Here is a 14,420-nt window from a genome sequence, read left to right as displayed (position 1 = left end):
ACATTCCCGCAGCGGCGACCCCAAGATCCCCCTCTCAATCCGCACTTTATTCGACGCGTGCAGTTCTGTTGCGTCGGTCAGCACTCTGCCCTATGTGGCAGATTATGACACAGAAACTGCATATCGTGGGCGGCGGCATGGCCGGGTCCGAGGCGGCCTGGCAGGCTGCGGAGCTTGGCGTGGATGTCGTGATTCACGAAATGCGGCCCAAGGTGGGCACATTTGCGCATCAGACCGGCAATCTGGCCGAGATGGTTTGTTCGAACTCTTTCCGGTCGGATGACGATGAACAGAACGCCGTCGGTCTGCTGCACTGGGAAATGCGCGCCGCAAACGGGTTGATCATGACGACCGCAGATGCGCATCGGCTGCCCGCCGGTGGCGCGCTGGCGGTTGACCGCGATCCGTTTGCCGAGGCGGTCACCGCCAAATTGCGGGCGCACCCTCGTATAGAGATCACCGGAGAGGAAATCACCGCCCTGCCCGATGACGGACAATGGATTTTTGCGACCGGGCCGCTAACATCGCCGGAATTGGGTGAAGCCATCCGCAAAGAGACCGGAGCCGAGTCGCTGGCCTTTTTCGATGCCATCGCACCGATCGTCTACGCCGACAGCATCGATATGAGTCGGGCCTGGATGCAGTCGCGCTATGACAAGGGCGAAACCGAAGAGGAACGAACGGCATACCTGAACTGCCCCATGGATCGCGATCAGTATGACGCGTTCATCGACGCGTTGCTGGCTGCGGACAAAACCGAGTTTCACGAAGGCGAAACTGCAGGGTATTTTGATGGCTGCCTGCCGATCGAGGTCATGTCGGAACGCGGTCGTGAAACCTTGCGGCACGGGCCCATGAAGCCAGTTGGCCTGACCAACCCGCATCAACCGGACGTGAAACCCCATGCGGTGGTTCAGTTGCGCCGCGACAACGCGCTGGGAACGCTGTTCAACATCGTCGGCTTCCAGACCAAAATGAAGTACGGGGCCCAGACCGAGGTGTTTCGCATGATCCCGGGGTTGGAGAACGCCAGCTTCGCGCGTTTGGGTGGCATTCACAGAAATACCTTTATCAACTCTCCGACATTGCTGGATTCGCAGATGCGACTGAAATCCAAACCAAATATCCGATTTGCTGGCCAGATCACGGGTGTTGAAGGCTATGTCGAAAGCGCGGCGATGGGTCTGTTGGCCGGTCGTTTGGCCGCCGCTGAAATCATGCGTCTTTCGAAACCTCAAGTGCCGCAGGACAGTGCCATGGGTGCCCTGATCCATCACATCACCGGAGGGGCCGAGGCCAAGACTTTCCAGCCGATGAACGTAAATTTCGGCCTGTTTCGCCCAGTTGACGGCCTTAAAGGCGGACGGCGCGGGCGAAAGGACCGTTACAAAGCCTACACTGACCGAGCCAAAGCCGAATGGAAGAACTGGCTTGCGCATTGGTGACTGGACGCGCCGGGCAAACCGGGCCTAACATACCGGTATGAGCAACAAATACCTCAAAGACACTTACGATCTGGATACCCCGCAGGAAACACGGGCACATTATCAGAAATGGGCCCCGTCCTACGATGACGAGGTTGGCGCCAATGGCTATGCCACGCCGGGGCGTGTTGCCGAAGCGCTATGGTCCAAAATGCCCCAGGCGCAGACACCAATTCTTGATTACGGGTGCGGCACCGGCCTGTCCGGGGTCGCATTGCGGGATGCCGGTTTTCAGATCGTCGACGGTGCTGACCCGACGCCGCAGATGCTTGAGGGCGCCAAGGCCAAAGGGGTTTACCGCAACCTGAAGACCTTCGACATCACAAACTCAAAACCTTTGACGGCTGGTGAGTACAAGGCAATCACAGCGATTGGCGTGATCGGCATCGGCGCAGCCCCGCCCGAGACATTGGATATGCTGATGCATGCACTTCCAAAGGGCGGGTTGCTTGCATTTTCTTTTAACGATCATGCGCTTGCGGATCATACTTACACCGTTCGATTGAATGACTGGCTGGATATGGGCGCGGCGCGCCTATTGTTCCGCGAATACGGTCCGCACCTGCCCGGCCTGGACCTGAAGTCCGAAGTGTATGTCGTAGAAAAGACGTGACTTTTGTAACCCGGTTTGCTCCTTCACCCACAGGTCCGTTACATCTGGGGCACGCGTACTCTGCCTTGCTTGCCGGTGAAATGGCCATTGCCGAAGGCGGAGAGTTTCTTCTGCGCATTGAAGATATCGACCGTTCCAGATCGCGGTTGATGTGGGAAGACCAGATTTATGAGGACCTGAGATGGCTGGGCCTGCATTGGCCTGAACCAGTCATGCGCCAATCCGCGCGTACGGCAATTTATGAAAAAGCGCTTGATGATCTTTGGGTTCAGGGCCTGCTTTACCCTTGTACGTGCAATCGAAGGGACGTTCTGGCTGCCGCCAGCGCCCCACAAGAAGGTGCGCCGTTGCATGGTCCGGATGGAATCATCTACCCCGGAACGTGTCGTGGAACTCTGAAAGAACGAGGTTCAGGCCGAGACAGGCGGCCATCGGACATCCCGCTTCGTCTGGACATCTCGGCAGCAACCAAAAAAGCCGCCAGCCTTTTCAAAGACCGCAGGATACCAGGAGGACCGGTGAAATCGGTAGCGAGTTTCACGGAATTGGGTGAAGGCCCGAACGGCGAGACCGGAGTGATTGAGTTCACTCCGGAGGAGATGGAAACCTGCATCGGTGATGTAGTCCTGTCCCGGCGTGATATGGGAACCTCATACCACCTTTCCGTCGTTCTGGATGATGCGGCACAGGGCGTCACGCATGTTGTTCGCGGACAGGACCTGTTCGAAGCCACCCGAATACATGTTCTGCTGCAGGCGCTGCTTGGTCTTCCGACGCCATTCTACCACCATCACCACCTGATCCGGGATGATACCGGCAAACGGTTGGCCAAGCGTGATGATGCCAGGGCGATCGCCAAATACCGCGTCGAAGGGGTCAGCCCCGGTGATATTCGTGCGATGGTCGGGCTATAGCGGCAGCTACGACATCGGGGCCATCAATTCTACTTCGTTGCCATCTCTTACGGCTGTGTAGAAACAACTGCGCCTGTTGGTATGACAAGCCGGTCCTGTCTGGCGCACAAGAACCAACAGGCAATCCCGGTCGCAATCGACCCGGAAATCCACCAGTTCCTGGACGTTCCCCGAGGTTTCACCCTTGACCCAGAAGGACTGACGGGATCTGGACCAATACGTAACGCGGTGCGTATCCAGCGTGCGCTGAATGGCTTCAGCGTTCATCCATGCCATCATCAGAACGTCGCCTGTCTGCTCATCTTGAGCGATGGCGGGGACCAGACCGGATTCGTTGTATTTCAGGTTGGACGGATCAAAGACGGGTGTTTCAGACATGACAAAAACCTTTTGCATCCCGAGGGCTGGCCACTATGTATGGGGAACAGCCAATGAGGGAAAGCCATGTCCGGCGAGAACGATCTAATCAAGCTCTATTCCGGCCGCATTCTGGCGCTTGCATCGGATATTCCGCATTTGGACCGGCTGGATCACCCTGACGCGAGCGTCAAGAAAAGGTCGCCGTTGTGCGGGTCCACTGTCACCGTTGACGTCAAACTGCGCGATGGGCGGATTTCTGATTTTGGACAGGATGTGAAAGCCTGCGCGCTTGGGCAAGCCTCTGCTTCGGTTGTGGGTCAGGCCATTATTGGCGCGACCCGCGCGCAGGTGGAACTGGCGCGCGAACAGCTTTCGGCAATGTTAAAAAAAGCAGGCCCTGCTCCCGATGCGCCGTTTGACGGGCTTGAGGTGCTAATGCCTGCCCGCGATTACAAGAACCGGCATGCCTCGATCTTACTGGCGCTGGACGCGACGGCCGAGGCGATGGAAAAAGCAGAACAGGCCAACTGCGCCTGAACGTGGTATTTTTTTTGAAAATCTCTCTAGTCTCCGGGCTGAAATTGGGGAGAGAGAGTTTTGGATAATTTACTTGAGCATTTCGTGACCCTTTGGGTTGTGATCGACCCGATCGGTACAATTCCAGTCTTTGTTGCCGTCACGGCGGGTATCGAGGCTTCGGCACGTCGCAAGACGGCATTACTCGCTGCGTTGATCAGTGCCGGTGTGTTGCTGTTTTTTCTTGTGTTCGGTCAATTGCTGATCGAAGCGCTGGATATCGGCCTTAACTCGTTTCAGGTGGCCGGGGGGATCATCCTGTTCTTGTTCGCGCTGACGATGATTTTCGGGGAAAGTAAATCGGAAACCGATCAGCGCCTGGTCGAAGAGGATTCTGCAATCAGCACAAGTAAACCCAACCCGGCAATCTTTCCACTGGCGGTGCCGTCCTTGGCGTCACCCGGCGCAATGCTGGCTGTCGTCATTCTAACCGACAACAATCGATACAGCTTTGCGGATCAGGGAATTACTGCGCTGGTGATGCTGGTGGTTTTGGCAATCGCCGCGGTATTGATGTTGTTGGCCGACCCCATCATCCGTGTCATCGGGCATTCCGGATCGGCCATCATCAGTCGCGTCATGGGAATGATCCTGGCCTCGGTTGCGGTCAATTCAGTTCTATCGGCGCTGATGGAAATCTTCAGAACGGGCCAGTTGTAAAAAAAACCGCCGCACCTTCCGGGCGGAAAGGGCGGCGGCAGGTAATGCGTTTCTCGTGGGGGTCCGGATATCCGCGTGGGGCCGAGGCATGGCCCCTCAAGGGAATTGGGACAGGCAGGTCACCCTTGACTGAAATGGGGAAACAAGCGCGGCTTAATCGGCACGAGATCGCAGGCAGAAAGGCTTAGAAACCCACGGGAAGGTGAAGGGCAACCACCAGCATGACGACCAGTGACACCGCGCCCGCCGCATCCTGAACAAGTGTGGCTTGCGAGCGGGTAATGGCGGATTTGATCTGGGTCAGCATGGGTTCACCTCCGGTCAGGGCTTTAATCCTTTGTTGACCTTTTGTTCTCATATTTTGCCGAGTCGGTAAAGAACTTTTTGAGAACATTTGTGAACAAAATGGAACTTCTCACCTAACCTACTGAAATCAAACGGATGGCCTGATCCTGTTTCATCAGCCATAGCAGAACTCGCGCGGCCTTGCCCCGGTCTGACGTCAAATCCGGATCCGCAGACAGCAATGCCCTGGCGTCTGACTGGGCAACCGCCATCAATCCGGCCTGACGTTCCAGATCGGCAATACGGAACTTCGGCAAACCGGATTGCGCGGTTCCAATCAGATCCCCGGCTCCTCGCATCTGCAGGTCGGTCTCAGATATGCGAAACCCGTCCTCAGTCTCGCGCAAGACTTCAAGACGTTTGCGCCCGCCTTCGCTCAGCGGTGGTTGATACATCAACAGACAGGTGGATGCGTCCTGGCCCCTGCCGACCCGCCCACGCAATTGATGCAATTGCGCCAGCCCGAATATCTCGGCGCGTTCGATTACCATGATCGTGGCATTTGGAACGTTTACGCCCACCTCGATCACCGTCGTTGCTACCAGAACTTTGGTGTTGCCAGATTGAAAGGCTTCCATCGCGGCGTCTTTTTCGGCCGGGGGCATTTGTCCATGTACTAAGCCGACCACGTCATCCCCCAGTATCGCGCGCAGCCGCTTGAACCGTTCCTCGGCGGCAGTCAGGTCTGAAACCTCGGATTCGTCCACCAGCGGGCAGACCCAGTAGCACTGCCTGCCTTCATCGATGGCGTGCCTTAGGTGGGCCACAACCTCATCCATGCGCTGCGTGCTGACGATGGCGGTTTTGACGGGTTTACGGCCGGGCGGCTTTTCATCCAGAACCGAGACATCCATGTCTCCGTATTGCGCAAGCGCCAGACTGCGCGGAATCGGCGTGGCGGTCATGACAAGGACATCGGCGCCCTTCCCCTTGTCCGACAATTCCATTCGCTGGCGCACACCAAACCTGTGCTGCTCATCCACAATGGCCAAATGCAGGGCTTTGAATTCCACATCGCCCTGAAAAACGGCATGCGTGCCGACAAGTATCTGAATATCACCCTTTCTCAGCGCGGCCAGCTTGGCTTTGCGTTCAGCGCCTTTGTCCCGTCCGGTCAGGATTTCCAGCACGACACCAGCCTCGTCAGCGAGTGGGCGCAATCCCTCCAGATGCTGCCGAGCTAGAATCTCGGTCGGCGCCATCATGACGCCCTGCCCGCCCGCCTCGACCGCGATCAGCAACGCCATGAAAGCGACCAACGTTTTGCCGGCGCCAACATCCCCCTGCAGCAAACGGTTCATTCGTGCGGCTGACGCCATGTCGGCGGAAATCTCCTCGATGGCCCGCAATTGTGCACCTGTGGGGCGATATGGCAGGGTGCTCAGCACCTTCGATTGCAAAACGCCGGTTGCCCTGCTGACAATTCCGCGCGACTTCCTTTCCCGGCTTCGGGCCAGGGCCAGCGTCAACTGATGGGCCAGCAATTCGTCATAAGCCAGACGCTCACGCGCGGGTGCAAACATTGCTACGTCATCTGCCCCTTGCGGATGATGTGCCGACTGGATGGCCGTTTTCCAGCCCTGCCAGTTCTGACGCGCCACCTGAGCCGGATCGATCCATTCGTCCAAATCCGGAGCGCGGGCCAAGGCGCTATGCGCCGCCTTGTATGCGGTCTTCTGGGTCACGCCTTGGGTCAGATGATAGACAGGTTCAAACTCCGGCAGCTCTCCGGCCTGTTCCGGCGAAACCACGTGATCGGGGTGTACCATCTGCGCCACTCCGTCGAACAGCTCCAGTTTACCTGACACCAACCTGCGTGCCCCTGGCGGCAGAATTTTCGTAAGGTAGTCGCCACGCGCGTGAAAAAACACCAGCTGGAAATCGGCCTGACTGTCCTCGACGTGAATACGATACGCGCCGCCTTTCGTTCTTGGGGGGCGATGCGTGCCGACCGTGACCTCGACCGTCAGTGTTGTTGGCAGGTTTGCACCCTGAATAGTGTCACGCCGCCGCCGGTCAATGACGGCATATGGCAGAGCAAACAAAACGTCACGAGGTGACTCGATTCCGATCTGCCCCATCAACTGAGCTGTTTTCGGACCGACACCTTCAAGTGTTTCAAGCCGGGCGAAAAGTGGAAACAGGGGTTCAGGGCGGCCGCTCATGCATCCCCGATCAACTGTAGCCAGCCGTCTTCATCCAACGTCGTGATCCCAAGTTCCGCCGCTTTCTTGGCCTTTGACCCCGCGCCGGGACCAGCCACAAGCAGGTCGGTTTTCTGACTGACCGAACCTGAAACCTTGGCACCCAACGCTTCTGCCCGAGCTTTGGCTTCCGCACGCGTCATCTTTTCAAGCGTTCCGGTGAATACAACCGTTTTTCCGGCAACCGGGCTGTCGGATGCCGGGGCCTCCGGCGGTATGATCGTCAGGTGTCTGCGCAAATCGTCAAACGCCTGACGCTCTTCCGAGTTTGCGAAAGCATCGGACAGGGACAGCCCCAAAGTCGCACCGATGCCGTCAATGCCGGTCAGATCGGACCAGGCCTGCGCGGCCGTCTTCGGGACATCCGACCCGATTATCGCGGCATCGCGCGCCTCCTTGATCCGTGCTCTTCGGTTGCCGGCTGTCGCGGATAGACGCTCAGCCTCCTCTGCTTCATCCGCGGCGCGTTGGGCCAGAGCAGCCGCCCGGGCTGCATCAATGGCCTGCGCCATCGCTTCCCAATCCCGATAGAACAACGCAAGATCCCGTGCGCCCACTTCACCAACGTGGCGTATCCCCAGCGCAAACAGTAGTCGCGCCAACGGGATCGTGCGCTTCTCCTCAATCGCTTCAAACAGATTTCCGGCCGAGGTCTCGCCCCACCCATCCCTGTTTTTCAACCGCGCCAGATTTTTGGCGTCACGCTCTTTCAGAGTGAAGATGTCCGCAGGTGTGTTGATCGGTAGCGTCGGGTCGTCATGAAACATCTCGATCTGTTTGGCGCCCAGACCTTCGATATCGAAAGCCTTACGAGATACAAAATGCTTCAACTTTTCAACGGCCTGTGCCGGGCAAATCATACCCCCCGTACAGCGGCGAACCGCATCCCCGTCCTCCCGGATCGCTTCGCTTCCGCATTCAGGGCACCTTGTTGGAAATTCGTAAACAACAGAGTCGACGGGACGCTTTGACAGATCCACGTCCGCCACTTTTGGGATCACATCGCCTGCCCGATAGACCTGAACCCAGTCGCCAGCCCGAATATCTTTGCCATCTCGGATTGTTCCGCCTTTTGCATCGCGACCGGCTATGTAGTCTTCGTTGTGCAGCGTCGCGTTGGAAACGACGACCCCGCCAACCGTCACTGGGTGCAGCCGGGCCACGGGGCTAAGCGCGCCGGTTCGGCCGACCTGAACATCGATGGCCTCAAGCCGGGTCCAGGCCAGTTCTGCGGGAAACTTGTGCGCCACCGCCCAGCGAGGTGTGGTCGACCGAAACCCAAGCCGGGCCTGAAGCGCCAGTTCATTCACCTTGTAAACAACGCCGTCGATGTCATAGCCAAGCGTTGCGCGTTGCGCCTCGATGTCCCGATAATGGTCCAGCATCTGACCGGTTGTTTCACACAGCCGTGTCAGCGTATTTGTGGCGAACCCGAAACCTGCAAGACGTTCAATCGCAGCCATTTGCGTGTCGGCCAAAGGTTCCGACGATTCGCCCCAGGCATAGGCAAAGAACCGCAACGGGCGCGTCCGAGTAATTGAGGCATCCAACTGACGCAAAGACCCGGCCGCGGCGTTGCGGGGATTGGCAAATGTTTTGTCGCCAGCCTGTGACTGACGCGCATTCAGGTCGTCGAAATCGACATGTGACATGTAGACCTCACCCCGAACCTCGAGAACTTCGGGTGCGTCTTCAATGGTTTGAGGAATGTCCGAAATCGTGCGCGCGTTTTCGGTTACGTTCTCGCCCACCTCACCGTCGCCACGCGTTGCGGCCTGAATCAGTTTTCCACCCTCATACCGCAAGGACAAGGACAGACCGTCGATCTTCGGTTCTGCAGTGAAGGCAAGCGGCGCATCACCCCGCAACCCCAGGTATTTTCGGATCGAACGATCAAAATCCCTGACGTCTTCGTCGTCAAAGGCATTGCCCAGCGACATCATCCGCACAGAATGTGCAACTTTGGAAAACCCTTCAGCGACGCGCGCACCAACCTGTTCGCTTGGGCTGTCCGGACGTTTCAGGTTCGGAAACCGCGCTTCGATTTCTGCGTTTCTGCGCTTGAGCCGGTCGTACTCCGCATCCGAAATCTCAGGCGCATCTTCTGTGTGATATTGGGTATTGGCGCGCAGCAGAAGGTCAGAAAGGCGCGCCAGTTCTTCCTGCGCTTCCTGTTCTGTCAGGTCGGTTACCGAAATGGAGTTGCTCATGGCCTCGCCCTGTCAAGTGATCTTGGACCTCAGTGATAGGGCGAGGTCATGGCCAGGTCCAGTCGTGCTGTTCGTGAGTGAGGGTGCCGCCCTGAACCGGCAGCGGCATTTTCAGATTTCGCTCAGGCGCCGACTGCCATGCGGGTTTCATCGAGGCTGTTGTTTTGCGGATCGCGCAAAACATAGCCCCGCCCCCAAACCGTATCGATGTAATTTTCACCTCCGGTTGCATTGCTCAGTTTCTTGCGTAGCTTGCAAATGAAGACATCAATGATCTTAAGTTCCGGTTCGTCCATTCCGCCGTATAAATGATTTAGAAACATCTCCTTTGTCAGGGTTGTTCCCTTTCGAAGGCTCAGCAGTTCGAGCATTTGATATTCTTTGCCTGTCAGGTGAACCGCTTTCCCCTCGACCTCAACAGTTTTTGCGTCAAGGTTGACCGCGACACGCCCGGTGTGAATGACGGACTGTGAATGCCCCTTCGAGCGCCGAATGATCGCGTGAATACGGGCAACCAACTCTTCACGATGGAAAGGTTTGGTCAGATAGTCATCGGCACCAAAACCGAACCCTTTGATTTTGCTTTCAGTATCGTCCGCGCCCGACAGTATCAGGATCGGAGTTTCGACCCGAGCAATCCGCAGTTGCCGTAACACTTCATGTCCGGTCATGTCCGGCAGGTTGAGGTCCAGCAATATCAGGTCGTAGTCATAAAGCTTTGCCAGATCGATGCCTTCTTCGCCGAGATCCGTTGCGTAAACGTTCAGGTTGGCATGTGTCAGCATCAGTTCGATGCTTTTGGACGTTGTCGGATCATCCTCGACAAGAAGTATACGCATTCACTGCTCCAATTCAGGTCAATATTGCAATTTCAATTCAACCTTGATCAAAAATAGTTAACCCGGTGTTACCGTTGAATCATTTATTCATGCTCTACCTTGGGTTGTCTATATTTTTTTAACGCTGTCACTTTTAATGCGTCCACCCCGTAGTCTGCGACGGCGGCGACCCACCCATTGAATTCCTCGTCACTGATTCCATATCGTTTCTTTGCGTCCGATAGGGAAATCAGCCCATACACCACGCCCCGAACAACAGTTGCCTTGCGCGAGGCGACCCAGCGGCGCGTTTCCGCCGGAGGCAGATCAGCCCGTGATAAAACCGTTCCATCCGGCAGGGTTACCGATCTTGGCCCCTCAACTTTGTGCAAATACATCGTTCGCCTCACTTTCTGCTGCGACAAAGCTGCGCCCAGCATACTTAAAGCCACATGAAACCGCCCCTTGAGAGTGTCTAGAATTTTCCTATATTCTGCCGGTCTTTCTTAATCCGCACTGGAAATGCCATGGCCCTCGATACCGAGACTCCGCTGAACTCGCTTGGATTTGCCAAACCGCCCTCGGAAACCCGGGTGGTCGTGGCCATGTCCGGTGGTGTCGACAGCTCTGTTGTGGCCGCCTATCTGGCTGATCAGGGGTATGACGTCGTGGGCGTAACGCTGCAGCTTTACGATCACGGCGCGGCACTGGCCAAGAAGGGTGCCTGTTGTGCCGGTATCGATATTCACGATGCACGTCGCGTGGCCGAAGAGCGGGGCTTCCCGCATTACGTGCTGGACTACGAAAACATCTTCAAAGACGCAGTGATCGACGAGTTCGCTGACAGTTATCTGGCGGGCGCAACGCCCGTTCCCTGTATTCGTTGCAATGAGCGTGTGAAATTCAAGGATCTGCTGGAAACCGCTAAGGATCTCGAGGCCGACTGCATGGCAACCGGCCACTACATCCAGCGCAAGGTTGGTCCCAATGGGCCGGAGCTGCACAGCGCTGAAGATGCAAACCGCGATCAGTCTTATTTCCTGTTCTCGACCACGCCGGAACAACTGGATTTCCTGCGTTTCCCTTTGGGGCACCTGCCTTCCAAGGACGCAACCCGCGAGATGGCCGCGCAGTATGGCTTGTCCGTTGCAGATAAACCTGACAGTCAGGACATCTGTTTTGTTCCTGATGGAAACTATGCCGGCGTGATCGAAAAGCTGCGCCCCGGAGCTGCCGAACCGGGTGAAATTGTTCATGCGGACGGTCGCGTTCTGGCACAACACAACGGCGTCATTCACTACACCATTGGCCAGCGGCGTGGGCTGGGCATCGGTGGGCTGAGCGAACCGCTTTATGTCGTCAAACTGGATGTGGACAACAAACAGGTTGTTGTTGGTCCCAAGGAAATGCTGGCCACACGTACCGTTCCCGTCCGCGAGATCAACTGGCTGGGGGACACTCCGTTCACGTCACAAAAAGAATGGCATGTCTCGGTCAAGGTTCGTTCGACCCGCCCCCCGCGCGAAGCGATTGTCAGGCCACTGTCGGACACGACCGCCGAGGTGGAGTTACTGACCCCGGAAGAAGGCATCTCGCCCGGTCAGGCTTGTGTGTTCTATGAAACAGATGGAAGCCGCATTTTTGGCGGCGGATGGATCTGGCGGGGATACTAACGTGGCTTCTGGCCTCAGTCTGTCTGGGGCCTAAAGGGCATCCGTCCCGGTATTGAGAAGAATATACAGACCGACCGCGACCATAATATAGGGTGCGATCCGGTCCAGCCGGGCCATTCTGGGTGCAAACAATTTGGCCTTAGGTGCCCCCCAGGCCGCAACTCCTGTCAGTAGACAAGCGGCGGTGACAGCACCAAACAGCCCTGCCCATCTGTATGAGGCCGAGGATTCCGCAAGAAGCGGTGTCATGACTGCAAACGTGTCTATGGACAGGCTGAGAAACAACAGAACAACCGAGATCACGGCCCCTTGCGGCTGGGTGTCGGTTTTTCCTCGCCCGGAAATCTGCAACCAGATGCCCCGGATACCCAATGCAAGTGGTACAATGCCAAGGTATCCAATAGTCGTTGGATATGTGCTGTGGCTCAGCCCGATGGCGACGGCGGTTGCCAGTAGAAGAACGACGGTTTGCGCGACGGCGAACCCCACGACCGGACGACGTCGGCCCATGACAACGATCAGACCGAACAGCACTGCAAGGTTGTCCAGATTTGTCGAGACCTGCGCGATTCCCGCAGACAGTGCAAACAGAGCGTGATCAATCATGCCCGTTTCGCATCCGTGCCAGCACGGCGCGGGCCGCACGCAACCCCGGGGCCTCTCCACCTCGCCCAAGACGGTCCATCGTGAGGGCCATGGCCTCCTGCTGAGCCTCTGGTACTTCCATGACCTTTGACAAGGCTGCGGCAATCTTGTCGGGGCGGCAATCGTCCAAAAGGCATTCGGGCACAGTGCGGGTGTCTGACACCAGATTGACCAAAGTCACCGTATCCAGCTTGACCATGCGTTCGGCCATCTTCTGGGTTAGCCAGGTCAGTTTATAGGCGATGACCATTGGGGTGGATTGCGCAGCGAGTTCCAGCGACACTGTGCCAGACGCGGCCAGTGCGACATCTGCCGCTGCAAACGCAGCATGCTTGCGAGACGCCGCATGATCCGCCTCTAGCTCGCGTGGGTCGATCACTACGGGTTCGCCCGGCCATGATCGGATCTGATCGCGCACCGTATCGACGATGTGCGCAACTGCCGGGACCACGACGCGCATGTCCGGATGATCGCGCAAAAACAAACTCAGGGCTTCACCAAACACCGGGGCAAGCCGTTCGACTTCCCCGCGGCGTGATCCGGGAAGCGCCAGCAGGATCGGTGCTTCTCCCAGATCATAGGCGCTTCGGAATTCCGATATGTCCGTATCCGTTGCAATAGGTTCGTTGACGACTGGATGGCCGACGAAATCGCATTCCATGCCGGCCTTTGTCATGTATTGCGGCTCGAACGGCAACAAGGCCAGAACGTGGTCGATGACCTTGGCCATTTTGTCGGCCCGACCGGGACGCCAAGCCCAAACGCTAGGCGCAACATAGTGAACGGTGCGAATGTTGCTGCCCGCCTTCACCAGCTTGGCCACACGAAGCGAGAAATCCGGGCTGTCGATGGTAATCAGCACATCAGGCTGCGTATCCAGCACCGCTTGTGCGGTTTCGGCAATGCGGCGTTTGAGGTGGAAGAACTTCGGCAGCACTTCAACCAGGCCCATGACAGACAGTTCTGACATTGGGAATCGGCTGTTCAATCCCTGCGCCTGCATCAAAGGGCCGCCTACCCCGTCGAATTCGACATCCGGGACAAGCGTCTTCAACCCTTCCATCAACGCGCCGCCCAACCGGTCGCCCGAGGGTTCACCGGCGACCAGAAACACGCGCATCAGACCGACCGCTCACGAACGAGAAGGAAAAGACCCAGTCGGTTGCATTCCTCGACGACCCGGTTGCGTTGAAGGACGATGACCCCACCTTTTACGACAACGATCCCCGACAGACCTGCTGCAACCGCATCTGACACTGTATCAGGCCCGATTGCAGGCAGATCAACACGATGGTCCTGAGAGGGTTTTGGGGCTTTGAACAGAATGCCGCCGCCAGCATCCGGCCTTTGGGTCAGGGATTGCAGCATCCAGGCGGTTCCGAAAATCCCCTCAACCGCCATGGCCTGCCCCTTGGAAACCACGCAGGCCTGACCAATGTCGGCCGCTCCCATGGCCCGCACGATCCCGACAGCGCGGTCCGCATCCGCCAGATCCGCATCAGAAGGCTGGGTTTCGGTCAAACATCCCAACGGGGGCAACAGTTCCGGCGCGAGATCCTGTGCCGCGCGAACCGAAAGCCCGCTGTCTTCCAGAATACTGATCACAGCGCGCAACGCGCCGTCGTCGCCTGAGACAATTGCCTTCTGAATAACCGGAACCAATGGCATCGTCGCCGCATCGATCCGCGAAGGATCAATGACCGGGCGACGCACCGCGCCGGCCATGCAAATCTCGGTCACTCCACGGGCTTGAATTTCAGCAATGAAACTGCCGAACCGCTCCAAAGGGAAAACGATGTCTGGCGTCAGGTCATCAGGCAGAAAGCCCTCGAGCGCGCAGATCACAGGGCGTTCGGGCAAATGGCTCAACACCTCGGTCGGCAATTGCCCGGTTCCTGCGATCAGAGCCAGCACGGTC

At 57.4% G+C, this 14,420-nt stretch carries 15 protein-coding genes; 6 read left to right on the top strand and 9 right to left on the bottom strand.

The features are described 5' to 3' along the window. Positions 1-104: 104 nt before the first annotated feature. The 3 genes from trmFO to gluQRS are packed head-to-tail and all read left to right on the top strand — an operon-like array spanning position 105 to position 3,011. The gene (trmFO, locus tag ACR0J2_RS02245) at positions 105-1,445 is read left to right on the top strand and encodes a methylenetetrahydrofolate--tRNA-(uracil(54)-C(5))-methyltransferase (FADH(2)-oxidizing) TrmFO (RefSeq protein WP_480811541.1); all 1,341 of its coding nucleotides are present in this window, start codon (positions 105-107) and stop codon (positions 1,443-1,445) included. A 37-nt stretch (positions 1,446-1,482) separates the two neighbouring features. Then, positions 1,483-2,097: a class I SAM-dependent DNA methyltransferase gene (locus tag ACR0J2_RS02240; RefSeq protein WP_480811540.1), complete on the top strand. Its 615-nt coding sequence runs from the start codon at positions 1,483-1,485 to the stop codon at positions 2,095-2,097. Then, complete coding sequence (gene gluQRS, locus ACR0J2_RS02235; RefSeq protein WP_480811539.1) at positions 2,094-3,011, top strand: tRNA glutamyl-Q(34) synthetase GluQRS; 918 nt, start codon at positions 2,094-2,096, stop codon at positions 3,009-3,011. The genes ACR0J2_RS02240 and gluQRS overlap by 4 nt, the downstream gene beginning before the upstream one ends. A gap of 6 nt (positions 3,012-3,017) precedes the next feature. Here the strand turns inward: gluQRS and hisI are convergent, their stop codons facing one another. Beyond that, the gene (gene hisI / locus ACR0J2_RS02230; protein ID WP_170677050.1) at positions 3,018-3,407 is read right to left on the bottom strand and encodes a phosphoribosyl-AMP cyclohydrolase; all 390 of its coding nucleotides are present in this window, start codon (positions 3,405-3,407) and stop codon (positions 3,018-3,020) included. Positions 3,408-3,455: 48 nt separating this feature from the next. Here hisI and ACR0J2_RS02225 point away from each other — a divergent pair, with 48 nt between their 5' ends. Both ACR0J2_RS02225 and ACR0J2_RS02220 read left to right on the top strand, forming a co-directional pair. Next, on the top strand, positions 3,456-3,908 hold the full coding sequence (locus ACR0J2_RS02225) for an iron-sulfur cluster assembly scaffold protein (RefSeq protein ID WP_170615070.1): 453 nt from the start codon (positions 3,456-3,458) through the stop codon (positions 3,906-3,908). A 60-nt stretch (positions 3,909-3,968) separates the two neighbouring features. Continuing rightward, positions 3,969-4,607 carry a MarC family protein gene (locus ACR0J2_RS02220; RefSeq protein WP_170615071.1) on the top strand — a complete coding sequence of 213 codons (639 nt, stop codon included), beginning with the start codon at positions 3,969-3,971 and terminating at the stop codon, positions 4,605-4,607. Between the two features lie 184 nt (positions 4,608-4,791). On the opposite strand, the gene ACR0J2_RS02215 is transcribed toward ACR0J2_RS02220, so the two are convergent. The 5 genes from ACR0J2_RS02215 to sciP form a co-directional block, all read right to left on the bottom strand. Then, complete coding sequence (locus ACR0J2_RS02215; protein WP_321253024.1) at positions 4,792-4,914, bottom strand: hypothetical protein; 123 nt, start codon at positions 4,912-4,914, stop codon at positions 4,792-4,794. A gap of 112 nt (positions 4,915-5,026) precedes the next feature. Then, positions 5,027-7,117, bottom strand: a complete 2,091-nt coding sequence (recG, locus tag ACR0J2_RS02210) for an ATP-dependent DNA helicase RecG (protein WP_480811538.1) — start codon at positions 7,115-7,117, stop codon at positions 5,027-5,029. Further along, the gene (ligA, locus tag ACR0J2_RS02205; RefSeq protein ID WP_480811537.1) at positions 7,114-9,366 is read right to left on the bottom strand and encodes an NAD-dependent DNA ligase LigA; all 2,253 of its coding nucleotides are present in this window, start codon (positions 9,364-9,366) and stop codon (positions 7,114-7,116) included. The genes recG and ligA overlap by 4 nt, the downstream gene beginning before the upstream one ends. A gap of 122 nt (positions 9,367-9,488) precedes the next feature. Next, positions 9,489-10,205 (bottom strand): response regulator transcription factor CtrA, encoded by a 717-nt coding sequence (gene ctrA / locus ACR0J2_RS02200; protein ID WP_170677042.1) that lies wholly within the window; start codon positions 10,203-10,205, stop codon positions 9,489-9,491. An 83-nt stretch (positions 10,206-10,288) separates the two neighbouring features. Next, positions 10,289-10,582 (bottom strand): CtrA inhibitor SciP, encoded by a 294-nt coding sequence (sciP, locus tag ACR0J2_RS02195; RefSeq protein ID WP_480811536.1) that lies wholly within the window; start codon positions 10,580-10,582, stop codon positions 10,289-10,291. A 129-nt stretch (positions 10,583-10,711) separates the two neighbouring features. On the opposite strand from sciP, the gene mnmA reads away from it, so the two are divergent. Then, positions 10,712-11,857, top strand: a complete 1,146-nt coding sequence (gene mnmA / locus ACR0J2_RS02190) for a tRNA 2-thiouridine(34) synthase MnmA (protein WP_480811535.1) — start codon at positions 10,712-10,714, stop codon at positions 11,855-11,857. A gap of 30 nt (positions 11,858-11,887) precedes the next feature. On the opposite strand, the gene ACR0J2_RS02185 is transcribed toward mnmA, so the two are convergent. Genes ACR0J2_RS02185 through ACR0J2_RS02175 form a run of 3 tightly spaced genes read right to left on the bottom strand, consistent with a single transcriptional unit; the run spans position 11,888 to position 14,416 of the window. Further along, the gene (locus tag ACR0J2_RS02185; RefSeq protein WP_170615076.1) at positions 11,888-12,463 is read right to left on the bottom strand and encodes a hypothetical protein; all 576 of its coding nucleotides are present in this window, start codon (positions 12,461-12,463) and stop codon (positions 11,888-11,890) included. Next, positions 12,456-13,622 carry a lipid-A-disaccharide synthase gene (gene lpxB, locus ACR0J2_RS02180; protein WP_480811534.1) on the bottom strand — a complete coding sequence of 389 codons (1,167 nt, stop codon included), beginning with the start codon at positions 13,620-13,622 and terminating at the stop codon, positions 12,456-12,458. The genes ACR0J2_RS02185 and lpxB overlap by 8 nt, the downstream gene beginning before the upstream one ends. Next, a complete protein-coding gene (locus ACR0J2_RS02175) occupies positions 13,622-14,416 on the bottom strand; it encodes a UDP-2,3-diacylglucosamine diphosphatase LpxI domain-containing protein (RefSeq protein ID WP_170806316.1) in 795 nt (264 codons plus the stop codon). Before ACR0J2_RS02175 ends, lpxB begins: the two co-directional genes overlap by 1 nt. Positions 14,417-14,420 lie beyond the last annotated feature (4 nt).

This window comes from Ruegeria sp. CG4, from assembly GCF_056537185.1.
Note: the sequence above shows the minus strand (reverse complement) of the source record. Positions and strands in the feature narration are given on the sequence as shown.